This is a genomic window from Methyloceanibacter methanicus, assembly GCF_001723285.1.
Lineage (GTDB): Bacteria > Pseudomonadota > Alphaproteobacteria > Rhizobiales > Methyloligellaceae > Methyloceanibacter > Methyloceanibacter methanicus.
Genome location: NZ_LPWG01000003.1, coordinates 21,552 through 46,692, shown reverse-complemented (window position 1 = coordinate 46,692; position 25,141 = coordinate 21,552). Strand labels below are relative to the sequence as shown.

At 63.6% G+C, this 25,141-nt stretch carries 22 protein-coding genes, 5 tRNA genes and 4 pseudogenes; 3 read left to right on the top strand and 28 right to left on the bottom strand.

All coding sequences use genetic code 11. The annotated features are described in order from the left end of the window. Positions 1–114 precede the first annotated feature (114 nt). The 19 genes and pseudogenes from nuoI to AUC68_RS02080 form a co-directional block, all read right to left on the bottom strand. A complete protein-coding gene (gene nuoI / locus AUC68_RS02160) occupies positions 115–606 on the bottom strand; it encodes an NADH-quinone oxidoreductase subunit NuoI (protein WP_045367106.1) in 492 nt (163 codons plus the stop codon). Positions 607–618: 12 nt separating this feature from the next. Continuing rightward, the gene (gene nuoH / locus AUC68_RS02155) at positions 619–1,641 is read right to left on the bottom strand and encodes an NADH-quinone oxidoreductase subunit NuoH (protein WP_069436148.1); all 1,023 of its coding nucleotides are present in this window, start codon (positions 1,639–1,641) and stop codon (positions 619–621) included. Next, a complete protein-coding gene (locus tag AUC68_RS17350) occupies positions 1,634–1,861 on the bottom strand; it encodes a hypothetical protein (protein ID WP_244500352.1) in 228 nt (75 codons plus the stop codon). Before AUC68_RS17350 ends, nuoH begins: the two co-directional genes overlap by 8 nt. Positions 1,862–1,924: 63 nt before the next feature. Beyond that, a pseudogene (gene nuoG / locus AUC68_RS02150) lies at positions 1,925–3,739 on the bottom strand (NADH-quinone oxidoreductase subunit NuoG); the annotation flags it as partial. Positions 3,740–3,796: 57 nt separating this feature from the next. Further along, positions 3,797–5,043 (bottom strand): annotated as a pseudogene (gene nuoF, locus AUC68_RS16255) (NADH-quinone oxidoreductase subunit NuoF); the annotation flags it as partial. Continuing rightward, complete coding sequence (gene nuoE, locus AUC68_RS02145; protein WP_069436147.1) at positions 5,043–5,723, bottom strand: NADH-quinone oxidoreductase subunit NuoE; 681 nt, start codon at positions 5,721–5,723, stop codon at positions 5,043–5,045. The pseudogene nuoF and the gene nuoE, both read right to left, overlap by 1 nt. A 120-nt stretch (positions 5,724–5,843) precedes the next feature. Next, positions 5,844–6,995: pseudogene (locus AUC68_RS02140) on the bottom strand (NADH-quinone oxidoreductase subunit D). Positions 6,996–7,107: 112 nt separating this feature from the next. After that, a complete protein-coding gene (locus AUC68_RS02135) occupies positions 7,108–7,569 on the bottom strand; it encodes a thioesterase family protein (RefSeq protein WP_069436146.1) in 462 nt (153 codons plus the stop codon). After that, the gene (locus AUC68_RS02130; RefSeq protein ID WP_069436145.1) at positions 7,566–8,192 is read right to left on the bottom strand and encodes an NADH-quinone oxidoreductase subunit C; all 627 of its coding nucleotides are present in this window, start codon (positions 8,190–8,192) and stop codon (positions 7,566–7,568) included. The genes AUC68_RS02135 and AUC68_RS02130 overlap by 4 nt, the downstream gene beginning before the upstream one ends. 24 nt (positions 8,193–8,216) lie before the next feature. Then, on the bottom strand, positions 8,217–8,774 hold the full coding sequence (locus AUC68_RS02125) for a NuoB/complex I 20 kDa subunit family protein (RefSeq protein WP_069436144.1): 558 nt from the start codon (positions 8,772–8,774) through the stop codon (positions 8,217–8,219). After that, positions 8,765–9,130 (bottom strand): NADH-quinone oxidoreductase subunit A, encoded by a 366-nt coding sequence (locus AUC68_RS02120; RefSeq protein ID WP_069436143.1) that lies wholly within the window; start codon positions 9,128–9,130, stop codon positions 8,765–8,767. The genes AUC68_RS02125 and AUC68_RS02120 overlap by 10 nt, the downstream gene beginning before the upstream one ends. Positions 9,131–9,179: 49 nt before the next feature. Further along, positions 9,180–9,255, bottom strand: a tRNA-Asp gene (locus AUC68_RS02115). A 309-nt stretch (positions 9,256–9,564) separates the two neighbouring features. Next, positions 9,565–9,640 (bottom strand) — tRNA-Val (locus AUC68_RS02110). A gap of 172 nt (positions 9,641–9,812) precedes the next feature. Next, positions 9,813–10,169, bottom strand: a complete 357-nt coding sequence (locus tag AUC68_RS02105) for an HU family DNA-binding protein (protein WP_158008205.1) — start codon at positions 10,167–10,169, stop codon at positions 9,813–9,815. 125 nt (positions 10,170–10,294) lie between these two features. Continuing rightward, positions 10,295–12,722, bottom strand: a pseudogene (gene lon, locus AUC68_RS02100) (endopeptidase La). Positions 12,723–13,013: 291 nt separating this feature from the next. After that, a complete protein-coding gene (gene clpX, locus AUC68_RS02095) occupies positions 13,014–14,279 on the bottom strand; it encodes an ATP-dependent Clp protease ATP-binding subunit ClpX (RefSeq protein ID WP_069436141.1) in 1,266 nt (421 codons plus the stop codon). Positions 14,280–14,600: 321 nt separating this feature from the next. Then, positions 14,601–15,251, bottom strand: a complete 651-nt coding sequence (gene clpP, locus AUC68_RS02090) for an ATP-dependent Clp endopeptidase proteolytic subunit ClpP (protein WP_069436140.1) — start codon at positions 15,249–15,251, stop codon at positions 14,601–14,603. 148 nt (positions 15,252–15,399) lie between these two features. Further along, the gene (gene tig, locus AUC68_RS02085; protein ID WP_069436139.1) at positions 15,400–16,800 is read right to left on the bottom strand and encodes a trigger factor; all 1,401 of its coding nucleotides are present in this window, start codon (positions 16,798–16,800) and stop codon (positions 15,400–15,402) included. A gap of 88 nt (positions 16,801–16,888) precedes the next feature. Further along, a tRNA-Leu gene (locus tag AUC68_RS02080) sits at positions 16,889–16,973 on the bottom strand. Positions 16,974–17,247: 274 nt separating this feature from the next. On the opposite strand from AUC68_RS02080, the gene AUC68_RS02075 reads away from it, so the two are divergent. Genes AUC68_RS02075 through metC form a run of 3 tightly spaced genes read left to right on the top strand, consistent with a single transcriptional unit; the run spans position 17,248 to position 20,369 of the window. Next, the gene (locus tag AUC68_RS02075) at positions 17,248–18,282 is read left to right on the top strand and encodes a cysteine synthase A (RefSeq protein ID WP_069436138.1); all 1,035 of its coding nucleotides are present in this window, start codon (positions 17,248–17,250) and stop codon (positions 18,280–18,282) included. Positions 18,283–18,306: 24 nt separating this feature from the next. Beyond that, the gene (sseA, locus tag AUC68_RS02070; protein ID WP_069436137.1) at positions 18,307–19,155 is read left to right on the top strand and encodes a 3-mercaptopyruvate sulfurtransferase; all 849 of its coding nucleotides are present in this window, start codon (positions 18,307–18,309) and stop codon (positions 19,153–19,155) included. 38 nt (positions 19,156–19,193) lie between these two features. Beyond that, positions 19,194–20,369, top strand: a complete 1,176-nt coding sequence (gene metC / locus AUC68_RS02065; RefSeq protein ID WP_069436136.1) for a cystathionine beta-lyase — start codon at positions 19,194–19,196, stop codon at positions 20,367–20,369. Between the two features lie 27 nt (positions 20,370–20,396). On the opposite strand, the gene AUC68_RS02060 is transcribed toward metC, so the two are convergent. From AUC68_RS02060 to AUC68_RS02020, 9 genes are all read right to left on the bottom strand, one after another. After that, positions 20,397–20,813 carry an acyl-CoA thioesterase gene (locus AUC68_RS02060; protein ID WP_069436135.1) on the bottom strand — a complete coding sequence of 139 codons (417 nt, stop codon included), beginning with the start codon at positions 20,811–20,813 and terminating at the stop codon, positions 20,397–20,399. 136 nt (positions 20,814–20,949) lie between these two features. Continuing rightward, complete coding sequence (locus AUC68_RS02055; RefSeq protein ID WP_280138503.1) at positions 20,950–21,879, bottom strand: sodium:calcium antiporter; 930 nt, start codon at positions 21,877–21,879, stop codon at positions 20,950–20,952. Between the two features lie 356 nt (positions 21,880–22,235). Next, positions 22,236–22,598, bottom strand: coding sequence for an SMP-30/gluconolactonase/LRE family protein (locus tag AUC68_RS02050; RefSeq protein ID WP_069436134.1), 363 nt, complete (start codon positions 22,596–22,598; stop codon positions 22,236–22,238). Continuing rightward, positions 22,595–23,041 carry a hypothetical protein gene (locus AUC68_RS02045; protein WP_069436133.1) on the bottom strand — a complete coding sequence of 149 codons (447 nt, stop codon included), beginning with the start codon at positions 23,039–23,041 and terminating at the stop codon, positions 22,595–22,597. The genes AUC68_RS02050 and AUC68_RS02045 overlap by 4 nt, the downstream gene beginning before the upstream one ends. Before the next feature lie 291 nt (positions 23,042–23,332). Continuing rightward, a tRNA-Arg gene (locus AUC68_RS02040) sits at positions 23,333–23,409 on the bottom strand. Between the two features lie 48 nt (positions 23,410–23,457). Continuing rightward, the gene (locus AUC68_RS02035; RefSeq protein ID WP_069436132.1) at positions 23,458–23,763 is read right to left on the bottom strand and encodes an ETC complex I subunit; all 306 of its coding nucleotides are present in this window, start codon (positions 23,761–23,763) and stop codon (positions 23,458–23,460) included. A gap of 33 nt (positions 23,764–23,796) precedes the next feature. Further along, positions 23,797–23,871, bottom strand: a tRNA-Pro gene (locus AUC68_RS02030). 136 nt (positions 23,872–24,007) lie between these two features. Then, positions 24,008–24,451, bottom strand: a complete 444-nt coding sequence (locus AUC68_RS02025) for a DUF192 domain-containing protein (RefSeq protein WP_083240317.1) — start codon at positions 24,449–24,451, stop codon at positions 24,008–24,010. A gap of 56 nt (positions 24,452–24,507) precedes the next feature. Further along, positions 24,508–25,095 (bottom strand): cold-shock protein, encoded by a 588-nt coding sequence (locus AUC68_RS02020; protein ID WP_069436131.1) that lies wholly within the window; start codon positions 25,093–25,095, stop codon positions 24,508–24,510. Positions 25,096–25,141: the final 46 nt, after the last annotated feature.

Below are 25,141 nucleotides of genomic sequence, written 5' to 3'. Positions count from 1 at the left end.
GAGAGAGCGCCCAAAAGCGATCCCGCGCGTTCGCCGTGCCTAGTCAAAGAAACTCGCCCCTCAAAACGTGCCCCAAAATCCGGCCGTTGCGGCCGGAGCGTTCGCTCGACCGGCCTAGCGATAGGCCGAATCCAGCTCGATATTCTTGGCGATCTCGCGCTCCCAACGGTCCCCGTTCGAGAGCAGCCGCGCCTTGTCGTAATACAGTTCTTCCCGTGTCTCCGTCGCGAATTCGAAGTTCGGGCCTTCCACGATGGCCTCGACCGGACAGGCTTCCTGGCAGAAGCCGCAATAGATGCACTTCACCATGTCGATGTCGTAGCGCGTGGTGCGCCGGGTGCCGTCGTTGCGGCGCGGACCCGCTTCGATGGTGATGGCCTGCGCCGGGCAAATGGCCTCGCACAGCTTGCAGGCGATGCAGCGCTCTTCCCCGTTGGGATAGCGGCGCAAGGCGTGCTGGCCGCGGAAGCGCGGGCTCAACGGTCCCTTCTCGTAGGGATAGTTCAGCGTTGCCTTCGGCGCGACGAAATACTTCATCGCCAGCCAAAAGGCCGACACGAACTCCAGGAGCAGGAGCGATTTGGCAGCTTGAGCGAACCGTGTCACGCGTCGTCTCCCCTAGATCCCGTGCTGCCAGACCCGCAAGACCACGGCAACGACCAGCACCGCCGCAAGCGAGATTGGAAGGAACACTTTCCAGCCGAGCCGCATCAGCTGATCGTAGCGATAGCGCGGCACGAAGGCTTTCACCATGGAAACCAGGAAGAACAGAGCGCAGACCTTCAGGACGAACCAGATGACGCCCGGGATCCAGGTGAACGGCGCGAACGGCGCCGGCGGAAGCCACCCGCCGAGAAACAGAATGGTTCCGAGGCTGCACAGCAGAATGATGGCGACATACTCGCCGAGCATGAACAGCATGTAGGGGGTCGAGGAATACTCGACCATGTAACCCGCCACGAGTTCCGATTCCGCCTCGAGCAGATCGAAAGGCGGCCGGTTGGTCTCGGCCAGAAGCGAGATGAAGAAGATGACGAACATCGGGAACAGCGGTAGCCAGTACCACCCGAACAGGCCAAGTCCCCTATCCTGCGCCAACACGATCTCGGTGAGGTTTAGCGAGCCGGCGCACAAAAGGACCGTGATGATCACGAAGCCGATCGAGACTTCGTAGGAGACCATCTGCGCGGCCGAGCGCAGCGCGGAGAGGAAGGCGTATTTCGAGTTGGACGCCCATCCGGCGATGATGACGCCGTAGACTTCCAAGCTCGAGATCGCGAACACGTAGAGAATGCCGACATTGATGTCGGCCACGGCCCAGCCCTCGGCCACGGGGATCACGGCCCAGGCGGAAATCGCGAGGCCCGCCGTGATGATCGGCGCGATGACGAACAGTCCCTTGTTCGATCCGGCCGGGATAATGAACTCCTTGAAGAAGAACTTCAGGAGATCGGCGAAGGACTGCCACAGGCCGAACGGGCCGACCACGTTAGGCCCGCGCCGCATTTGGACCGCGGCCCAGATCTTCCGGTCCGCCAGTAGCACGAAGGCGATGAAGACCAGCAGCACCACGATCGTGACGAGGCTGTGCACGATGGTCAGGGCGGTGGGCCACCCATAGCTGGTCCAGAACTCAGCCATCGGTTCCCGTCGCTTTCCCGGCGTCCGCGCGCATCGCGCTCACGCTCGCCATGATGGCCGAGGCCCGCGCGATCGGGTTGGATAGATAGTAGTCGCCGATCGAGAGCCCGAACGGATCCTTGCCGGGCTTGGCCTTGTGGCTCGCGAACTTGACGATGGGGCCGGAGTCGGCCTTCTCGAGGGTGTCCAATTGCGCCAATTGGGGTGCAGCGGCGTACATCTTGCCGCGCAACTCTGTCAGCGTCGCGAACGGAAGCGGCTTGCCCAACGCCTCGGACAGCGCCTTCAGGATGGTCCAGTCCTCGCGGGCCTCGCCGGGCGGGAAGATCGCGCGCGCGGTCATCTGCACGCGCCCTTCCGTGTTGGCGTAGGTGCCTTCCTTCTCCGTATAGGCGGCACCCGGCAGGATCACGTCGGCGCGATGGGCGCCCTTGTCGCCATGGCTGCCTTGATAGATCACGAACGTTTCGCCGAGGGCCGACATGTCGATTTCGTCGGCGCCAAGCAGATACAGGATGTCCAGATCGCCCTTCCCGGCCGCCGCGATCATGTCTGCGGTGCCGAGGCCCTTCTCACCCGGCACGAAGCCGAGGTCGAGGCCCGCGACCCGGGCCGCCGCCGTGTGCAGCACGTTGAAGCCGTTCCACCCTTCGGCGATCGCGCCGCTCTCCGTCACGATCTTCGCGCCCACGGCGAGGATCTCGTAGCCGTCGGGCCGCGCGAACGCCGCCTGGCCCAGGATCACCATGGGCTTCGAAGCATCCTTGAGGGCCTGGGCGAAAGTCGTGTTTGCCGCTGGCCACGTCCGCCAAGGTTTCCGGGCCCGCGCCAAGCCGCGCGAGGGATAGGTCAGGTTGACATCGGTCCCGATCAAGCCCACGGGCAACCGGCCTTCCAACTGCTTCCAGCGCTTGCGGATGCGCGCGTTGAGCACCGGCGCTTCGACCTGCGGATCGCAGCCCACAAGAAGGATGGCGTCGGCCTCCTCGATACCCCCGATCGTGGTGTTGAACAGATAGGTGGCACGTCCGAGAGCCGGGTCGAATTTGGCGCCGCCCTGGCGGCAGTCCACATTCGCGGAACCCAGCTGTTCGGCCAGAGTCTTGAGCGCGAACATCTCCTCGGCGGCCGCGAGGTCGCCGGCGATGGCGCCGAACTTCGCGCCGCTCGTGGTCTTCACACGATCCGCGATGGCGGTCAGGGCCTCATCCCAGGTGCAAGGGGTGAGCTTGCCGTCCTTGCGTACGTAAGGCCGATCCAGCCGCTGGGTCCGGAGGCCGTCCCAGACATGGCGCGCCTTGTCGGAAATCCACTCCTCGTTCACCGCGTCGTTGATGCGCGGCAGGATGCGCAGGACTTCCTTGCCGCGGAAGTCGACGCGGATCGAGGAGCCCACCGCATCCATCACGTCGATGGACGGAACCTTGGAGAGTTCCCAGGGGCGCGCCTGGAACGCATAAGGCTTCGAGGTCAGCGCGCCGACCGGGCACAGATCGACCACGTTGGCCGACAGGTTCGAGTGCAGGCCGTGCTCGAGATAGGTGGTGATCTCCGCGTCCTCGCCGCGGCCGATCAGGCCGAGCTCGGGCACGCCGGCCACTTCGGTCATGAAGCGGACGCAGCGCGTGCAGTGAATGCAGCGGGTCATCGACGTCTTGATGAGCGGGCCGAGATATTTGTCCTCGACGGCGCGCTTGTTGTCCTTGAAACGCCCCGCGTCGAAGCCCGTAGCCATGGCCTGGTCCTGCAGGTCGCACTCGCCGCCCTGATCGCAGATCGGACAGTCCAGCGGGTGGTTGACCAGCAGGAATTCGAGCGTGCCTTCCTGGGCGCGGCGCGTGACTTCCGACTTCGTGTTGATGGTCGGCGGCGTACCGTCCCGGTTGGGACGCAGATCGTTGACCGACATGGCGCAGGACGCCACGGGCTTCGGCATGCCGACCACCTCGACGAGGCACATGCGGCAATTGCCGGCGATCGACAGGCGCTCGTGAAAACAGAAGCGCGGGATCTCCACGCCCACGATCTCGCAGGCCTGGATCAGCGTGATGCCGTCCGGGACGTCGTGCTCTGTTCCGTCGATGATGAGCTTCGGCATGAGGTCCCTATTCCGCGGCTTCCGGAACGGATGGCGCGATCGGCTCGGTGCGCCCGCATCGATGCGTTCCTCGATGACATGGCGGAAATTCTTGATGAGGCCCTGGATCGGCCACGCCGCGGCGTCTCCCAGGGCGCAGATCGTGTGGCCTTCGACCTGCTTGGTGACTTGGAACAGCATGTCGATTTCGTGCTTCTGCGCGTTGCCGACGGCCATGCGCTCGAGCACGCGCCACATCCAGCCCGTCCCCTCGCGGCACGGCGTGCACTGGCCGCAGGATTCGTGCTTGTAGAAATAGGACAGCCGCGCGATCGCGCGGATGATGTCCGTGGACTTGTCCATGACGATGATGCCCGCGGTGCCGAGCCCGGTTCCCAGGGCCTTCAAGGCATCGAAATCCATGGTCACGTCGGCGCAATCCTCGGCCGTCAGGCAGGGTACGGACGAACCGCCGGGGATGATCGCCAGCAAATTGTCCCAGCCGCCGCGCACGCCGCCCGCATAAGTGTCGATCAGCTCGCGCAGGGAAATGCCCATCTCCTCTTCGACCGTGCACGGCTCGTTCACGTGACCGGAGATGCAGTAGAGTTTCGTGCCCGTATTGTTCGGCTTGCCGAGGGCGGCGAACCAGGTCGCGCCGCGCCGCATGATGTCCGGGACCGAGGCGATGGTCTCGACATTGTTGACGGTCGTGGGCGCGCCGTAGAGGCCGCAATTGGCCGGGAACGGCGGCTTGAGGCGCGGCTGGCCCTTTTTGCCTTCGAGGCTCTCCAGCAGCGCGGTCTCCTCGCCGCAGATATAGGCGCCCGCGCCGTGATGGACGTAGATGTCGAAGTCCCAGCCGTTGATGTTGTTCTTGCCCACGAGCTTGGCTTCGTAGGCTTCGGCGACGGCCGCTTCGAGGATTTCGCGCTCGGCGATGAACTCGCCGCGAATGTAGATATAGGCTGTGTGGGCCCGCATGGCGAAGGAGGCCAGCATGGCGCCTCGATGAGAAGATGCGGGTCATGCCGCATGATCTCGCGGTCCTTGCAGGTGCCCGGCTCGGACTCGTCGGCGTTCACGGCCAGATAGCTCGGGCGCGGGTCGTCCTTCGGCATGAACGACCATTTCAGCCCCGTGGGGAAGCCCGCGCCGCCCCGTCCGCGGAGGCCCGAAGCCTTGACCTCTTCGATCACCGCCTCATGGCCACGCGCGATCACGTCCTTGGTGCCGTCCCAGGCGCCGCGGGCGCGGGCGGCCGGCAACTGCCAGCTGTGAAGGCCGTAGAGGTTCTTGAAGATGCGATCGGTGTCCTGAAGCATCAGTACGGCCCCGGCATCTTTGACTTGGGATCGGACGTTCCCGCATAACCCGGTTCCGGCCCGGACTTGTCGGCGCTGTAGATGGCGGGGTCGGAAAGCGTGTTCGGGCCGCTCTTGGGCGCGCATCCCTGGCGGCCGTCCTGGGGCCCGGGCGGCACGTCCTCGCCGTTGCGGAGCCGTTCGACGATCGAGGCGAGCGATTCCGGGGTCAGGTCCTCATAATAGTACTTGTTGATCTGGGCCATGGGCGCGTTCACGCAGGCCCCGAGGCATTCGACCTCGGTCCAGGAGAACAGGCCGTCGTCGCTGACCGTGTCCTTCGGGCCGATATGTTTGCGGCAGGCGTCCTTGATGTCCTCGGCGCCGTTCAGCATGCAGGGTGTCGTGCCGCAGACCTGCACGTAGTACTTGCCCACCGGCTGCAGGTTGAACATCGTGTAGAAGGTGACGACTTCGTAGACCCGGATATAGGCCATGCCGAGCATGTCGGCGATGTAGCGCAGCGCGGGTTCGGACACCCAGCCGCCATTTTGCTCCTGCGCCCGCCAAAGCAGCGAGATCACCGCAGAGGCCTGGCGCCCCTCCGGATATTTCTCGATAACAGCCTGCGCCCATTCGAGATTCTCGGGCGTGAAGACAAAGCCTTCAGGCTGTTCCGCAGCAAGGCGTCGGACGCTCATCTCAATCTTCTTTTACGGATGTGAAGGCCGTGCCCTGGCCAGCAACGTCCCGTTCCGAATTGACTTCCCCAGCACTCAGAGTCTTGCCGATCTAGGCGCATTTCGCAACTGCACAATGCGTCACCGGTCGACCTCTCCAAAGACAACGTCGATCGAACCCAGGACGGCGGAGACATCGGCCAGCATGTGCCCGCGCGCAGGAATTCGAGCGCCGCCAGATGGACGAAGCTGGGCGCGCGGATCTGCAGCGATAGGGCTTGTTGGTGCCGTCGGAGACGAGATAGACCCCGAACTCGCCCTTGGGCGCCTCGACCGCGGCATAAGCCTCGCCGGGCGGCACGTGATAGCCCTCGGTGTAGAGTTTGAAGTGGTGAATGAGGGCCTCCATGGAGCCCTTCATCTGGGCGCGCTTGGGTGGCACCATCTTGTGATTGTCTACCGTGACCGGGCCCGGCGTTTCCGTGAGACGTTCGCAGCACTGCTTCATCAGCCGGATGGACTGACGCATCTCCTCCATGCGGATGAGGTAGCGGTCGTAGCAGTCCCCGTTCTTGCCGATGGGCACGTCGAACTCGAGCTCGTCGTAGCATTCGTAAGGCTGGCTCTTGCGCAGATCCCAGGCCGCGCCCGTCGAGCGGATCATGACGCCGGTGAAGCCCCAATCCCAGGCGTCCTTCTGGCTGACGGCGCCGATGTCCACATTGCGCTGTTTGAAGATGCGGTTGTCCGTGAGCAGCCCCTCGATGTCGTCGCAGACCTCGAGGAAGGGATCGCAGAAGGCGTAGATGTCGTCCACGAGTTCGGGCGGGAGGTCCTGATGAACGCCGCCCGGGCGCACATAGGCCGCATGCATGCGGCTGCCGCTGGCGCGCTCGTAGAACACCATCAGCTTCTCGCGTCTTCGAAGCCCCAGAGCGGCGGGGTGAGCGCGCCCACGTCGAGCGCCTGCGTGGTGATGTTGAGCAGATGCGACAGGAGGCGCCCGATCTCCGAATAAAGGACGCGGATCAGCTGGCCCCGCTTGGGAATCGTCAGGCCCAGCAGCTTCTCGACCGCGAGCGCGAAGGCGTGCTCCTGGTTCATGGGCGCGACGTAGTCGAGCCGGTCGAAATACGGCAGCGCCTGCAGGTAGGTCTTGTGTTCGATCAGCTTCTCGGTGCCGCGATGGAGCAGGCCGATATGCGGATCGACGCGCTCCACCACCTCGCCGTCGAGCTCGAGAACGAGGCGGAGCACGCCATGGGCGGCCGGGTGCTGGGGGCCGAAATTGATCGTGAAGGTGCGGTCGCGTCCTGCGGGATCCCGGCGTCCGGGTTGCCGCCCACGGGCTTGGTCTCGAAATCCGGCACGATCTCCTTGTGGGTGTCGAGGTCGGTGTCGGCCATTACGCGGGCGCCTCCTCAAAGCTCTTGTCCGGACGCGCGTCCAGACTCCTGTCCCGCTTGGGCGCGAGGCCGCGCTCGAACCGGTTCCAGGCGACGATGAAGCGGTCATGGATGCCGGCGCCGATCTCGTCGACACCGTCATGGGCCCTGAGCCTGAACTTCGCGCGCGGGCCTCTGACCTCGATGCACTCGGCCTCGACGGTCACCGTGAGTCCCGGCGGCGTCGCGGCCGTATGGGACACGTCCACATGGACGCCGACGCTGCCCTCGCCTTCGTCGAGATGCGGCGCCAAGAGCTGCACGCAGGTCCATTCCATCAAGCCGATCATGAAGGCGGTCGCGAACACCTCGGGCATGGCCTGGAGTTCGGGCGACTCTTCGTACAGATGCGGCACCGTCTTCGTGGCGGGCACCTTGTAGGCGAAGCTGTGTTTCAAACCGGGGGCCAGGGTGTCTTTCACGACTTCTCCTCCCCCTCTTCGACGACACTGGCCTTTTCGTCGCCAGGGATGGCCGTCTCCATGGCTTCCCAAGGGCTGAGATAGTCGAAGTCGCGATAGTCCTGCATCAGCTGCACGGGCTCGTAGACGACGCGCTTCTGCTCGTCGTCGTAGCGAAGTTCCACGAACCCGGTGAGCGGGAAGTCCTTGCGGAGCGGATGGCCCTCGAACCCGTAATCGGTGAGGATGCGGCGCAAGTCCGGGTGCCCGTCGAACACGACGCCGTACAGATCCGAGGCTTCGCGTTCGAACCAATTGGCGGCCGGAAAGATGTCGACAATGCTCGGCACGGGCGTCTCGGCATCGGTCTTGACCTTCACGCGGATGCGCGTGTTCTTCCAAGGGCTCAAGAGGTGATAGACGATGTCGAAGCGCTCTTCGCGCTCGGGATAGTCGACGCCGCAGATGTCGATGAGACAGCCGAAGCGGCAGGTCTCGTCCTCCTTGAGGAGGGTGATGACATCGCGGATATGGTCCCGCGCGGCCTCGACCGTCAGCTCGCCCCGGATCACATGGAAACCGGCGAGCTTCGAGCCTAGCTTCCCCGAAAGGTCGCCGCCCAGTCTATTCAGTTCGTCGTCCATCAAGCCCCCGAGGACCTGGGCGGTTTAGCGTGTGATCGTGCCTGTCCGCCGTATTTTCTTTTGAAGGAGGAGCACGCCGTAGACCAGCGCTTCGGCCGTCGGCGGGCAACCGGGTACGTAGATGTCCACTGGCACGATGCGGTCGCACCCACGGACAACGGAATAGGAATAGTGATAGTAGCCCCCGCCATTGGCGCAGGAGCCCATGGAGATGACGTAGCGGGGCTCGGGCATCTGGTCGTAGACCTTGCGCAGAGCGGGCGCCATCTTGTTGCAAAGCGTGCCGGCGACGATCATCACGTCGGACTGGCGCGGGCTGCCGCGCGGGGCGAAACCGAAGCGCTCCAGATCGTAGCGGGGCATGGACGCCTGCATCATCTCCACGGCGCAGCACGCCAGCCCGAAGGTCATCCACATCAGCGAACCGGTGCGGGACCAGTTGATGAGATCGTCCACGGTCGTGAGCAGGAAGCCCTTGTCAGCAAGCTCGTCGGAAAAGGTTCCGAACGAGGTGGCTCCGGCGGTGACGAGGCCCCCGCCCTTCCCCTCGGTCTCGAACGTGACTTTCGGTATCAGTTCCATTCGAGCGCGCCCTTCCGCCACTCATAGATGAACCCGACGGTCAGGACGCCGAGAAACACGATCATGGCCCAGAATCCCAAGGCCGGGAGCCCGTCGAAAGCGACGGCCCATGGAAACAGGAAGGCGACTTCGAGGTCGAAGATGATGAAGAGCAGCGACACGAGATAGAAGCGCACGTCGAACTTCATACGCGAATCGTCGAAGGCGTCGAAGCCGCACTCGTAAGCGGAGACCTTCTCGGGATCGGGATTGTTGACCGCGATGATGTTCGGGATCACCAGCAGCACGGTGCAGATGGCAAAGGCGATCGCGATGAAGATGGCAAGTGGCAGATAGTCGAGAAGCAACTGGCCCATGGCTCTGGAAGCCTTCCTTCAACGTCTTCTGCGCGTCGACGGGCCAAAGTGGCGGGAGTGACGGGACTCGAACCCGCGGCCTCCGGCGTGACAGGCCGCGCTCTAACCAACTGAGCTACACCCCCTACCGGGCCGTAACCACGGCCGGAGGCGATCCCCAGCATGTACGGCCTTGGATTTTGGGTGTCAAGGCGCCGTGGGTAAAGACCGTATGACGAATTGCGGCGAGATGCCGCTTGGGGGTTCTCGTCCCATTGAAGCGCTGAGAAACGGCGGCTTTTCAGCCGCCTGCCCTTTGACGGCCGACGGCCGTCTTGCGCCCACGCGAGTGCGGGACGCTATTGCGGCGGCGGCACGTCCACGCGCCGGCGCTCTCTGCGCGATACCGTCTCGAGCCGGCCATCGCACGGCGAGGTGGTCTTCGTTGAGGACAATGGTGGGCGGTGACAGGCTCGAACTGCCGACATCCACGGTGTAAACGTGGCGCTCTACCAACTGAGCTAACCGCCCGCCGGGCCGGACACATCATGTCCGGGAAACGTCAAGTCCGAAGCGTTAGAGCAAGACGTGGGCCCTGCCAAGGGTGCCGTCGGACCGGACCTCCACGCTCAATTGAAAAGGCGAAGCCCCGCTCGCGCGAGGCCTCGCCAAGATCTCACCGAAGGTCTGTATTGGCAACGCCCTAGGCGTTGACCGCCTCCTTCAAGGCCTTGCCGGCACGGAACTTCGGAACGCGCGAGGCCGGAATTTGCACCTCGGCACCCGTGCGTGGGTTGCGGCCCGTGGAGGCCTTGCGCTGCGCAACTTGAAAATTGCCAAAGCCGACAATGCGCACCGTGTCGCCGCCGCTCAAAGCCTTCTCGATATTCTTGAACGTCGCGTCCACGGCCTTTTCGGCAGCATCCTTCGACAATTCGGATTCCTTCGCCACTTGGGCGACCAGCTCTGCTTTGTTCACGATGTTATCCTTTCGCTCGGCCCCATGGGTGGGGCGCTTGTTATGAACCCGTGGGCCCCTATGGGGTACGCTTCGATTCACAAACAAGTCATGTATGACTCGCGCAAAAAGCGCAGAAAATCAACATTCTTGGCCGAATCGGTGCATAACGCGCGACCAGAGGATTGGGGCGTTTTAACGGCAGCGCCGCCAAGAGGGGCGTCGGATCAGTGGGCGGTGAGGCCCGTGCCGGACTTGTCCTTGTTGGGAACGACCTGTGAAGCGCCCTCGCCTTCCTCTTCCCACACGATGGGTTGAGGCGTCCGCGTGAAGGCGATCTTCAAGACCTCGTCCACGCGCGAGACCGGCATAATCTCAAGCATATTCTTAAGCTTATCCGGTATCTCCGCGAGATCCTTGACGTTTTCCTCAGGGATAATCACGGTCTTGATGCCAGCGCGCAAGGCTGCAAGCATCTTCTCCTTGAGGCCGCCAATGGGCAGCACGCGACCGCGCAAGGTAATTTCGCCGGTCATGGCCACATCGCGCCGCACCGGAATCCCGGTCATGAGCGAGATGATCGCCGTCGCCATGGCGACGCCCGCAGACGGCCCATCCTTCGGCGTCGCGCCCTCCGGAACGTGCACATGGATATCCCGCCGTTCGAACAGCGGCGGCTCGATGCCGAAATCCACGGCCCTGGAGCGCACATAGGCGTTCGCGGCCTGAATCGATTCTTTCATGACGTCGCGCAGATTGCCGGTGACGGTCATCTTGCCCTTGCCGGGCATCATGACGCCTCGATGGTGAGGATTTCGCCGCCGACCTCGGTCCAGGCGAGTCCCGTGACGACGCCCACCTGGTCTTCCAGCTCGGCCTCGCCGTAGCGGTATTTCGGTACGCCAAGATAGTCGGCGAGGTTGTCGCGCGTGACGGTCACCTTGGTGTGGTCGGTGGTCAGCAGTTCCTTGACCGACTTGCGGGCGAGCTTCGCCAGTTCGCGCTCCAGGCTGCGGCGCCCGCCTCGCGGGTGTAGCGGCGGATGAGCTCCTGCAGGGCATCGTCATCGAGCGCGAATTCCTCCGGCTCGAGCCCGTGGTTCTTCACCTGCTCGGGGATCAGGTGCCGCCGTGCGATCTCGACCTTTTCGTCCTCGGTGTAACCGGCGATGCGGATGATCTCCATCCGGTCCATTAGCGCCGGCGGAATGTTCAGCGTGTTGGCGGTCGTGACGAACATGACGTTCGACAGATCGTAGTCCACCTCGAGATAGTGGTCGTTGAACGTGTTGTTCTGCTCCGGGTCCAGGACCTCGAGCAGCGCCGAGGCGGGATCGCCGCGGAAGTCCGCGCCCATCTTGTCGATCTCGTCGAGGAGGAAGAGCGGATTGACCTTCTTGGCCTTCCGCATGGACTGGATGACCTTGCCGGGCATGGAGCCGATATAGGTCCGGCGGTGGCCGCGGATCTCGGCTTCGTCCCGCACGCCGCCGAGGCTCATCCGCACGAATTCACGGCCTGTGGCCCTGGCGATCGACTTGCCGAGCGAGGTCTTGCCCACGCCGGGCGGCCCGACGAGGCAGAGGATCGGCCCCTTCAACATGTTGGTGCGGTTCTGGACGGCCAGATACTCGACGATCCGGTCCTTGACCTTCTCGAGCCCGTAATGGTCATGGTCGAGGACCTTTTGCGCGTCGTCCAGGTCGCGCTTGACCTTGCCTTTCGACCCCCACGGGATCGACAGGAGCCAATCCAGGTAGTTCCGGACGACGGTGGCCTCCGCGGACATGGGGCTCATCTGGCGTAGCTTCTTGAGCTCGCCCATGGCCTTTTCGCGGGCCTCGCGGGTCAACTTGGTCTTCTCGATCTTCTGTTCGAGCTCGGCCAGATCGTCCCGGCCCTCTTCGCTGTCGCCGAGTTCCTTCTGGATCGCCTTCATCTGTTCGTTCAGGTAGTACTCGCGTTGCGTCTTCTCCATCTGACGCTTCACGCGGCTCCTGATCTTCCGCTCGACCTGGAGGACGGAAATCTCGCTTTCCATCAACGTGAACACGCGCTCCAGCCGCTCGGAGACAGACGTGACCTCGAGGATCTGCTGCTTCTCGCCGATCTTGATGGCGAGGTGCGAGGCGATCGTGTCGGCGAGCTTCGAGTAGTCCTCGATATGGCTCGTCGTGCCGAGCACTTCGGGCGAAATCTTCTTGTTGAGCTTCACATAGCTTTCGAACTGAGACACGACCGAGCGCGCCAGGGCCTCGATCTCGTTCTCAGCGCCGACCTGCTCTTCGACGGGCTCGATCTCCGCCTCGAAGTAATTCTCGTTGTCGGTGTAGTTCTTGATAACGGCGCGGCGCGTACCCTCGACGAGCACCTTCACCGTGCCGTCAGGCAACTTCAGGAGCTGCAGCACGGAGGCGAGCGTGCCCATGTCGTAAATGCCCTCGGCGGTCGGCTCGTCGTCGGAGGCATTTTTCTGGGCGACCAGCAGGATCTGCTTATCGGTCCGCATGACCTCTTCGAGCGCGGCGATGGATTTCTCGCGGCCCACGAAGAGCGGCACGATCATATAGGGGAAGACCACAATGTCGCGAAGTGGCAGCACCGGGTAGAGTTCCGGGCCACCTTCCATGGTCACGGACGGGATTGTTTCAGTCATATTCTTTCCGTCGCCTTCCTTTTTGTGCGGGCCAGATCGTCGTCCAGCCGTCAAAAGCTTCGCGAAATACTGGCCTCGGCACCCCCAGTTCCGTCCAATTCGCTTGCCGGAGTATAAGCTCCTGGCCTTTGCCAGGGGGACACTGCGTCACTTTGGCTCGCCTACCCCGGAAAGTGGCGGTCGGCAGACCCGCCGTCAAGGGCCCGACCCGACGGGAAGGTTCACGCGCCGCCCGCCACAATGAGAGTGGGATTCGGGAGGGTCTTCAAGCCGACAATCATGTGGAAAAGGTCAGGCGCTGGTCCCGACTTCGTCCTGCCGGTCGGAGTAAATCCGCAAGGGCCGCGCCTTGCCATCGACCACTTCGGCGCTGATGACGACCTCTTCAACCCCGCGCATGCTGGGCAGCTCGAACATCGTGTCGAGAAGAATCCCTTCCATGATCGACCGCAGACCGCGCGCGCCCGTCTTCCGTTCGATGGCCTTCTTGGAAATGGCCAGCAGGGCCTCGTCCGCGAACGAAAGCTGCACGTCTTCCATCTCGAACAGCCGCTGATACTGGCGCACCAGCGCGTTCTTCGGCTCCGTCAGGATCCGGATCAGGGCGCTTTCGTCGAGATCGTCCAGCGTGGCAATCACCGGCACACGGCCGATGAACTCGGGAATCAGGCCGAATCTCAGCAGGTCTTCGGGCTCGATGCCGCGCAGGATGTCGCCCGTGCGGCGCTCGTCGACCATCTCCACCTTCGCGCCGAAGCCGATCGACGTGGACCGGCCGCGCGCCGAAATGATCTTCTCGAGCCCGGCAAAGGCACCGCCACACACGAACAGGATGTTCGTGGTGTCGACCTGGAGGAACTCCTGCTGCGGATGCTTGCGGCCGCCTTGCGGGGGCACGGACGCGACCGTGCCTTCCATGATCTTCAACAGCGCCTGCTGCACGCCCTCGCCCGACACGTCCCGGGTGATGGACGGGTTGTCGGATTTCCGGCTGATCTTGTCGACCTCGTCGATATAGACGATACCGCGCTGGGCCCGCTCCACGTTGTAATCGGCGGCCTGCAGCAGCTTCAGAATGATGTTTTCCACATCCTCGCCCACATAGCCGGCCTCGGTCAGCGTGGTCGCGTCCGCCATGGTGAACGGCACGTCCAAAATCCGGGCGAGCGTCTGCGCCAGAAGCGTCTTGCCGCACCCGGTAGGTCCGATCAGCAGGATGTTCGACTTGGCCAATTCCACATCGGAGTTCTTTCCCGAGTGGTTCAGGCGCTTGTAGTGGTTGTGGACCGCCACGGACAGCACGCGCTTGGCGTAATCCTGGCCGATGACGTAATCGTCGAGGACCTGACAGATTTCCTGGGGCGTGGGAACGCCGTCGCGAGATTTCACGAGGGAGCTCTTGTTCTCCTCGCGAATAATGTCCATGCAAAGCTCAACGCATTCGTCACAGATGAATACGGTTGGCCCCGCGATCAGCTTGCGGACCTCGTGCTGGCTCTTGCCGCAGAAAGAGCAGTAGAGGGTATTTTTGGAATCTGTTCCGCTCACCTTGCTCATTCCTTAAATATCCAATTTTTCTTGGTTGCTGCTGCGTACGCGCGGTTGTCCGCGCGCTCTTAAGAGATGGCCGTTGCCCGCCCTGCAAAGTGTCAGCGACTCCCTTTGACAAGTCGTCAGATTGACAATCTGACCATGTTGAGGGGGCACTGATCAAGGATTGATTAATCCTGCAAATCCTCTCGCCGTCGCGATGCTGGACGAGCCACCCGGTTGCCGTGAATCGCTATGGTGCCACGAACTGCGCCGCGCCGCCAAGGTTCAGGGCCGGAAACGGGCCCTTTAACCCTAACCGGGCCGCGGGCCCGTTCCGGGCAACGATCAGGACGCCGGCGCCGGTTCGTCTTCCTTCGGTGCGTCGCCGTGACGCTTGCTGACGACCTCGTCCACGAGCCCGAACTTCTGCGCCTCCTCGGCCGAGAAGAAGAAGTCGCGATCCAGCGTCGTCTCCACGGTCTCGTAGTCCTGGCCCGTATGGTCGACGTAGATCTCCGTCAACCGGCGCTTCATCTTGATGATGTCCTCGGCGTGACGCTCGATGTCGCTGGCCTGGCCCTGGAAGCCGCCGGAGGGCTGATGCAGCATGATCCGCGCGTTCGGTAGCGCGTAACGCATGCCCTTCTCGCCCGCGCAGAGGAGCAGCGACCCCATGGACGCGGCCTGGCCGATGCAAAGGGTCGAGACCGGTGGCCGGACGAATTGCATCGTGTCGTAGATCGCCATCCCCGAGGTCACCACGCCGCCCGGCGAGTTGATGTACATCGAGATTTCCTTCTTCGGGTTCTCGGCCTCCAAGAAGAGAAGCTGGGCCGTGATGAGCGAGGCCATGTGGTCCTCGATCACGCCCGTCACGAAGATGATCCGCTCTTTGAGCAGGCGCGAGTAGATGTCGTAGGCGCGCTCGCCGCGATTGGTCTGCTCCACCACCATGGGAACGAGCGTGCTCAAATATGTGTCGACCGGATTTTGCATGGATGTCCTGTTTGTCGGGGCTGTTGGACGAAAAAGGCGCCGGTCCCTGATTCGTCTTGTGGGAGAGCCCTCAAAATATGTGCTCGAGGCCCGAAACGGAAGAGGCCGGGCCCCTCTTCCTTAAGGCCCGCGTCAGTCTGCCCGAGGGCTAGTGGTCGTGATCATGATCGTGGTCATGGTCGTGATCGTGGTCATGATCGTGGCCTTGGCCGTCGTCCAGATCCTTGTAGAGCTCCTCGAGGCTCACGTCCTTGTCGGTCACCTTGGCGAGTTCGAGAATGTAGTCCACGACCTTGTCTTCGAAGATCGGGGCCCGAAGCTCGGCCAGCGCCTGGGGCGTGTTGCGGTAGAAGTCGTAGACTTGCCGCTCTTGTCCGGGGAACTGACGGATGCGCTCGATGAGCGCCTTGTTGACCTCGTCGTCCGAGACGGTGATCTCGTTGCTCGATCCGATCTCCGAAAGCAGCAGGCCGAGCCGGACCCGCCGTTCGGCGATCTCGCGGTATTCCTTCTTGGCGTCTTCCTCGGTGGTGCCCTCGTCTTCGAAGGTCTTCTTCGAATGCTCCTGCTCGTGGAGCACCTGATCCCAGATCGATTTGAACTCGTTGTCGACAAGCGTCGGCGGGAGCTCGAACGTGTGCCCCTCGTTGAGGGCGTCGAGCAGTGCCCGTTTCACCTTGAGGCGGGAGGCCATGTTGCGATCGAATTCCAGCCGGCCCTTCACCGTCTCGCGCATCTGCGAAACCGATTCCGCGCCAAGACTCTTGGCGAATTCGTCGTCGAGAGTCTTGGTTTCGGCCGCCGCGACTTCCTTCACCGTCACTTCGAATTTGACGGACTTGCCGGCCAGTTTCGGTTCGCCATAGGCTTCCGGGAAGGTCGCGTCGACAACCTTCTCCTCGCCCGTGGTGACGCCTTCCAGGCCTTCTTCGAAGCCCGGGATGAAGCCGCCGGCGCCGAGCGTGATCGGTGCGTCCGTGGCGGTGCCGCCCTCGAAGGCCTCGCCATCGAGCTTGCCGACGAAATCGATGGTCACGCGGTCGCCCTTCTGCGCCGGCCCGTCCTTCGGCTTGTAGCTCGGGTTGGTCGCCAGGATGCGCTCGACCGCCTCGTCGATGTCCTTGTCGGTCACCGGTGTGGTGGGGCGCTCGAGGGCGAGCGTGGCGAGGTCCATCACCTCGACCTTGGGCAGCACCTCGAAGGTCATCGTGTAGGACAGGTCGCCCGTGCCGTCGAAGATCTGATTGATCTCCGCTTCGTCCTCGGGAAGTTTGACCTGCGGCTGGAAGGCCGGGCGCTCCTCGCGCTCCGAAATGGCCTTCTGGCTCGTCTCCTGAACGGCCTGCTGCACGACCTCGGCCATGACCGAGCGGCCATAGACCTTGCGCAAGTGCTCCTTCGGCACGTGGCCGGGACGGAAGCCCTTGATCCGGGCCTTGTCCTTCAGATCGTCGAGGCGCGAGGAGAGCTTCTCCTCGAGTTCGTCGGCGCCGACCACGATCTTCAGTTCGCGGTGCAGGCCTTCTGCATTCGTCTCCGTGACGTTCATACCGTCAATCCACCATTCCTGCGGCGCCAGGGCCGCGCCTACTTCCTTGTCCTGCTGTCCAACGAAGTTGTTTCGTCAACGCGTTGGTTGGTGCGGGCGGAGGGACTTGAACCCCCACGGCCGAGGCCACCAGAACCTAAATCTGGCGTGTCTACCAATTCCACCACGCCCGCTTAAGAGGGTTCGTGCGACGGATGATCGCGCGCGACTCCCATTCGCGGCTTTATATACACACCGGCCTTGCTGGCTGCTAGGCCCCAAAACGTGCCGATTCCCAAGGGGCCGTTCCGGGCCCCTGCGGCCCTCGCCGGTCCTTCCATACCCCGCCGAACCGGCGGGGTGGAATGGGATGCCAAATGGGCGCGGATTCATGGGATTTCCGCGACTTGCAGCGGGCATCAGCCCTCAGTAGGTTGCAGATCACAAAGAATTCCCAAAGGCTCTCCCGTGACCTACCGCAACGGCATTCTCGAGGCGATCGGCAACACGCCGCTCATCAAGCTCAAACGCGCGTCCGAGGAGACGGGCTGCACAATTCTCGGCAAGGCCGAGTTCATGAATCCGGGGCAATCGGTCAAGGACCGCGCCGCCCTCTTCATCATCCGCGATGCCATGGACAAGGGGCTGCTCAAGCCCGGCGGGACGGTGGTCGAAGGCACGGCCGGCAATACAGGCATCGGGTTGACCCTGGTCGGCAATGCGCTGGGGCTCAAGACCGTCATCGTGATCCCCGAGACCCAGTCCGACGAGAAGAAGGACATGCTCCGGCTGGCCGGGGCCCAACTGATCGAAGTGCCGGCGGTGCCCTACCGGAACGAAAACAACTACGTCAAATATTCGGGCCGCCTCGCCGAGGAACTCGCGAAGTCCGAACCCAATGGCGCAATCTGGGCCAACCAGTTCGACAACGTGGCCAACAGGCAGGGCCATATCGAAACGACAGCCCAAGAGATTTGGCGCGATACGGACGGCAAGGTCGACGGATTCATCTGCGCCGTGGGGACGGGCGGGACGCTGGCCGGCGTTTCCATGGGCCTCAAGGCGCACAACCCGGACGTGACGATCGGAATCGCCGATCCCATGGGTGCGGCGCTGTACAACTACTACAAGCACGGCGAGCTCAAGTCCGAGGGCAGTTCCATCACCGAAGGGATCGGCCAGGGGCGCATCACGGCGAACCTGGAAGGCGCCACGGTCGATGCGGCCTACCAGATTCCCGATGCCGAAGCCCTGGAGGTCGTGTTCAATCTTCTGAGCGAGGAGGGTCTGTGCCTCGGCGGTTCGAGCGGCGTCAATGTCGCGGGCGCCGTCCGGCTTGCCAAAGACCTGGGACCGGGCCACACCATCGTCACGGTGCTTTGCGATTACGGCACCCGCTATCAGAGCAGGCTGTTCAATCCCGACTTCCTGCGCGAAAAAGGGCTGCCGGTGCCCTCTTGGCTCGCCGAGCCCGAACCCGCGGCACCGGCCGTATTTGTCTAGACGAGAATTGGAGACCGGAACTTTATGACGCCGAAGACATGGCTGATTGAAACCGACGAGCTTGAGCGCGAACTGGAGGCGCCGGATTTCGTTGTCATCGATGCGACCTGGTACCTGCCCGCCGAGACCAAGAACGCCCGGGAGGACTATCTCGCCGAGCATATTCCAGGCGCGGTGTTTTTCGATATCGACGACATCGCGGACGACAAGGCTCAGGCCGCGCATATGTTGCCGCCGCCCGAGAAGTTCTCGTCGCGGATGCGCAAGATGGGCATCGGCGACGGCCAGCGTGTGGTGGTTTACGATCGCCAGGGCACGTTCAGTGCCCCGCGCGTCTGGTGGACGTTCCGCGTCATGGGCGCGCAAGACGTCAGTGTGCTGAACGGCGGCTTGCTGAAGTGGAAGTCGGAAGGGCGCCCGCTCGCGATGGGCGAGCCGGCCCCGCGGACGCCCCGGCATTTCACGGCGCGGCACAATCTCGATCTCGTTCGGGACGTCGACGACATGAAACGCGTGATCAACGACAAGTCCGCCGACGTGGTCGACGCGCGCTCGCCCGAGCGTTTCGCGGGCACGGCCCCCGAACCGCGCCTGGGCTTGCGGGCCGGTCACATGCCCGGCGCAATCAACGTGCCGTACAAGCAAGTGCTCAACGGGGACGGCACGTTCAAGTCGGTGCCGGAGTTGCAGGAGCTTTTCGCGGCCGCGGGTATCGATCCGCACAAGCCCGTAGTGACCACCTGCGGTTCGGGAATCACCGCCTGTGTGCTGGCGCTGGCCCTGGGCGAAGCCGGCCATTTGCGGACCTCGGTCTATGACGGCTCTTGGGCCGAATGGGGCGCGGACGAGCGGTTGCCGATCGAGACGAGCTGAGTGGCGTCCGGCCAGCCTCGTCTCCTTGAGAGGCCTTCATGAGCAAGACGAAAAAGCACCGCAAGCCCGCGACGCGGTTGTCGCATGCGGGCCGCGATCCGGGCCGCTTCCACGGCTTCGTCAACACGCCGATCTATCGCGGGTCGACGGTTCTCTATCCCACGTTCGACAGTCTCCTCGCGAACGATCAGGAATACAGCTATGGCCGGCTCGGTACGCCGACCGTGTCGGCGCTCCAGGAGGCCCTGGCCGAGCTTGAAGGAGGACACGCGACCCTGCTCGCGCCATCGGGCCTGACCGCGATCACGACCGCGATCCTGAGTTTCGTCGCCAGCGGCGACCACATTCTCGTGTCCGACAGCGTCTACCGGCCGACCCGCCGCTTCTGCGACACGGTGCTGAAACGGCTGGGCGTGACCACGACCTATTACGACCCCGTCATCGGAAGCGGCATCGCCGATCTCATGAGCGAGCGAACGAAGCTCGTCTTCGCCGAGTCGCCCGGATCGCAAACCTTCGAAGTGCAGGACATTCCCGCCATCGCCGCGGCGGCCCATGGGGCCGGTGCCGAGGTGATCCTGGACAACACCTGGGCGACGCCGCTGTTTTTCAAGCCGTTCGACCACGGGGTGGACGTGGTTGTCCATGCGGCTACGAAATACATCGTGGGCCATGCGGACGCGATGCTGGGCGTGATCACCATGAGCGAGGCCTCGACCGCGCCCGTGGCCAAGACCCACGACATCCTCGGCCTGTGCCCGGGACCGGAGGACGTGTATCTGGCCTTGCGTGGATTGCGGACGCTTGGGGTCCGGCTGCGGCGGCATCAGGAAACGGCGCTCGCGCTTGCCGAATGGCTGTCGCAGCGTCCGGAGGTTGCCCGCGTGATCCACCCTGCCCGGCCCGACCATCCGGGTCATGCGCTGTGGCAACGGGACTTCACCGGGTCCTCGGGCCTGTTCGCGATCGTCCTCAATCCGGCCTCGCACGAAGCCTTGGCCGCCATGCTCGACGGACTTGAACTGTTCGGCATGGGCTATTCCTGGGGCGGCTACGAGAGCCTGATCCTGCCGTTCGACCCGAGCGGCTACCGCAGCGCGACGGTTTGGGAGGCGGAGGGTCCGGCCTTGCGCATCCATGCGGGGCTGGAGGACATCGAGGATCTGAAGGCCGACCTGGCGGCCGGCTTCGAACGGCTTGCGGGCGCGAGCTAAAGGCGCAGGCGCGCGCCCAACTCGTTTCTATTCCGATGCGGCCGGGAGCGGCCGGGATTTCCCGTCCTCGCCCAGGGCCACGAAGGTGAAGATGGCCTCCGTCACCTTCCGGCTCTCCTCGCTGTGGCGCGGCCGCCGCCAGGCCTCGACCCGGATGGCCATCGAGGTGCGGCCGGTCTTGACGATGCTGGCATAGAGGCTGACCTCGTCGCCGACGACAACGGGCGAGACGAATGTGACCGCATCGACGGCGACGGTTGCGCAACGCCCCCGCGCCCGCCGCGCGGCGACGTTGCCGGCCGCGAGATCCATCTGGGACATGAGCCAGCCGCCGAAGATATCGCCCGACGGGTTGGTGTCCGCCGGCATCGCGATGGTCCGCACCACCGGAACCATGTCCGGCGGCGTTTCGTCTTGGCTTTTCGTGGTCGTCTCGCCGTTCATCAGCCGCCCCAATCCATCTCAACCCGCCGTCACAATGGCAGAGTCCGGAAAAAGGGAAACCGGACAAATGGAGCCTGTGGGCGCGGCGGCGCCTTGTCCGAACGCCGAGCCGGCCGGGCTCTAAGCGGCGCGCGGGTCAACTGAAGTGATAGAACACGCCGAGCGTGATGGCGTAGATCAGCAGCACCAGCGCGGAATCGATGCCCATTCGGAAGACCGTGCGGCGCGACCGGATGATGAGTCCGGCGAGGTAGATCGAGGTGACGAGAACGCCCGAGATGATCGCAAAGGCCGTGCCCTGATCGATTGCCCCCAGGATGGGCGCGCCGCGATAGACGAGGTCCGCCGGCAGGACCATCGCCACCATCAACAGATTGCTGCCGAAGATGTTCGAGATGGCCATGCTGTATGCGCCGATGCGGACCGCGGAGATCGTGGTGCTCACCTCCGGGAGCGAGGTGGCTGTTGCGAGGAGGGTCATGCCGATAAAGCTGGAGCCAAGGCCGGTTTGTTCGGCGATGGCCGCCGAACTCGCAATCAGCGCCAGGCCGCACATCAGGATCGCGGTGCCCATCAAAGCAAAGCCGACGATCAGGCCGACCGTGCCCATGCGGTCGACGCTCGAACCCGTATCCGAACTCTCGGCGGTGCGCGGCAGGGCCGCATCGATGCTCTCGACCGGGATCCAGGACTGCACGCCGTCGTAGTGGCGCAGCATCATCACGATCCCCAGATAGGCAACCGCAAGCAGGAGCGTCCCGAGCCCGACGCCGAAGGGCAGCGCCAGTTCGCCCACGGCATGCAAGCCCAACAGCATCGCCAGAAGCGCGATCAGCAGCGTGGCCTCGAGCGCCGAGGTCGGTCCGCTCGGATACGAGGTCAGGGCATAGGTGATGAAGAGCAGATCCACAATGGCCAGGATTGCGGTCTGCATGGTGATGCCGCCGAACATGTTGCCGAGAACGAGCTGCGCCTCGCCGGTATGGGCCCCATAAAGCGTCGTCACCAGTTCCGGGAGGGACGTTGCGGCCGCGACGAAGATGAGCCCCATGAAGGCTTGCCCGATCCGTTTGCGGGCGCGATGGCGTCTGCGTAAATGGCAAGGCGCGTGCCCGCAAGCCAGACCCCAATCGCCGCAGCGGCAAACACCGCGAAGGTGATGGGAATGGGCAGTTGCGCAAGGACGGGGATCACGCGGTTGTTCTCATTAGTGTCCGAAAAACGCTGGCGGGACCGGTTCGGGCCCCCTGCCCGGGCGTATCTCATGGCTCCGCGTTATGGCGATCCGTTCGACGGCCCAACGTTCCTTCTTCCGCGAGGTCTTGAAGGCCGGTCAGGGCTTCGCGGTCCCGAGACTATAGGCCGCCAAGGTGTTGTCCAACATCATGGGAATGACGACAAGCTGCTTGTCGGCCATGTAGATCAAATCGGCGCTGCCTGATTGAGGTCGAGGAGAGTCTCGACCTTCGCTGCCCCCTTGCCCTTCACGTCGACCTTGTACAGCGCCCCTTCGGGCCAATCCGTGGCGAGATAGGAACCGGGTTTGAGCGCGCCAAGGCCGTCGAGATGCCCGACCGGCTGGCTGAGAGGCGTGACGGCCTTGTCCTCGACGTCGATCGCGAACAGGCCGGCGGTCTCCGGCTCCTGGCCCGCGCTCTTGAGGCGCCCCAAAGAGGCGACCACGAGCTTGCCGTCCTGAATGATGAGGCCGTTGGGGCCGTTGAGTGTGTCATCGGTCAGCCACGGTTCGAACACGCCGTCCTTGAGGCGCCAAATCGTGTTCATGGGCGTGTCGGAGACAAAGACGGTGCCGTCTTCGGCGACGACCAGGTCGTGAGGAAGATCGCGCCGTTGGCCTTGTACGTCTTCTCGATGCTGCCCGAGCCCGCGCTGAGTACCACCAGTCGATCGACGTCGGCCACGTAGAGCGTGCGCTCATGCAATCCCATGCCGGTCGGCGAATTGAGCCCTGTGGCCCAGCTGCGCTCCAGGATGGTGCCGTCCGGCTTGATGCGCGAGATGAAGCCGTTGCCGTCCTTGCCCATGACGGCGCCGTTGATATTCGAGACATACAGCACGTCCGTCACCGGATCGTGGAGCACGGATTCGGGTTGAGCGAGCCCCTTGGCTTCCCAGAGAAGCGTGGGCGTTTGCGCCGACGCTCTGTCCGTGCCGAGGACCGTACCGGTAACGCAGAGACATGCCAGGATGCCGAGCGCCACGCGCACGCGGCCGCCCAGGCGAGCATGTGAACGGGACGACGTACGAGATGTCCGTGACGCCATGTGATGAGGTGGCAGAGCGGAAGTCGGTTTCATCCAAGCTCCATGCGTGTTGCAGCGGGCGCGAAAGCAGGTTCGGGCCGGTACCCTACGCGGCTTTTGCCAAGGATTGAACATGTCGGTCCGGTCAACTTTCCGGCACGATATCCCGCGCGGGGCGGGTATGGACCGGCAAGCGGCCTCGCGCCACGTGCAACACGGACCGGCTCTGTGACAGGGATGGCGGCCAAGGCGAACTGGTGATCCCGGCAGGACTCGAACCTGCAACCCCCTGCTTAGAAGGCAGGTGCTCTATCCGGTTGAGCTACGGGACCACACGAACGCGAGTATAGCGCGACTCGCTCTCATTCAGTGTGTCCAGTTCAGTGTGTCCAGCTGTCCGGGCGGCCGTATTTGAAGTTCTCCGCGTAGGATTTCGGGCGGATCTTCGAGACCGGCGGCTCTTCCAGGCGGAAGGCGATCCCGTTCTCCTTGGCGTAGGCGACGGCTTCGTCCTTGGTGGCGAAGCTGAGACGGATCTGGCGCTTCGTATCGGACGAACTCGTCCATCCCATCAGCGGTTCGATGTCGCGCGGCTGGTCGGGAAGATACTCCAAGACCCAGTCCCGCGTGGCGCCCTTGCCCTGCTGCATCACGTTCTGGGCGGGTTTGTAAATTCTGGCCAGCATCGGCGTTTCCCCTCGCGTGGGTTCGGATCCAAGTGGTCGGGGCACAAGATCGAACTTGCGACCCCCTTGCTCCCAAAGCAGTGCGCTACCAGACTGCGCTATGCCCCGAAACGACCACACACCCTTGGCACGGACATGGCAGCCAAATCCGCCACAGGCAAGCCCTCTCGCCAAGACAAGAGTTCAAGGCTCATTCATACTGAGACTTGAAGCGGGAGGCTAGTCCCGCGACGTTAAGACCGCCTCACCAAAGGCCGGTGCCTTCGGACTCGAGGGCCTTCTCGGTCCCAAGCCCTGGAAAGACCACGCGGTCGCCGGGCTTGAGGCCGACTTTCGCGGCCTCCCCGGCGTTGAGCTCGAGAACCGCCACCGTCTCGCCGCCCGAACTGATGATGTCGGTGGAGAACGGTTCGGTGTTGGCCTCGATCCGCAGCACGGTCCCTTGCTCGGTGATGAAGATCATATCGAGCGGGATCGCGGTGTTCCGCATCCACATGCTCGTCGGCTGGGGCGGGTCGTAGAGAAAGATCATCCCGTGGTCTTTCGGAAGGTCCCGCCGGAACATCAGGCCGCGCGCCTTCTCGCCCGGGTCTTCCGCAATCTCGACCGTGTAGGCATGGTCGCCGCTGTGCGTCTTCAGCACCAGCGTGCCGGTTCCCTCTGCGTGACCGGATGCGAACGGCACCATCAGCAGCGCCGCCGCAAGCCACGCCGACAGGATCCGCAGTCGAAAGGGATCAGGAGTTAGTGGGAGGCCGGGCCGTTGGCACCGTCCGGCTTGATCTCGGCGGCCATCAATCCCTTGGGGCCCCGGCCGAAACGGACGAGAAGGGATTGGCCCGGTCGAAGTTCGGTAAAGCCGCACCGCCGTAGGGTCTCCATGTGCACGAAAATGTCCAGGGTCGAGGGCCCGCGCGTCAGGAAGCCAAAGCCCCGGACGCGATTGAACCACTTGACCATGACCCGCTCCCAATCGCCTTCGGGCACAACCACCACATGCGTGCGCTGGGGCAATTGGGAGGGATGGATCGCCGTTGTATCGTCCATCTCCAAGATACGGAAGGCCTGAAGCCCCTTGGGGCGGCGCAGGACTTCGCAGACGACGCGCGCGCCCTCATAGGCGGTCTGGTGGCCGTCTCTGCGCAGGCAGGTCACGTGCAGCAGAATGTCCGGTAGGTCGTCGTCGGGAACAATGAAGCCGTAGCCCTTGGAGGCGTCGAACCATTTTATTGATCCGGAGATCTCGAACACATCGACGGTAGCGTCGTCGATGGTGGCCTCTTCGGTGCGTTGGGTAAGTTCCTCCTGAAGTGGCGATGCTTTCGCCGCCATGCCGCATTCCCCCGCTGTACTAAGTAAGCCCGACTCGACGCCGCAA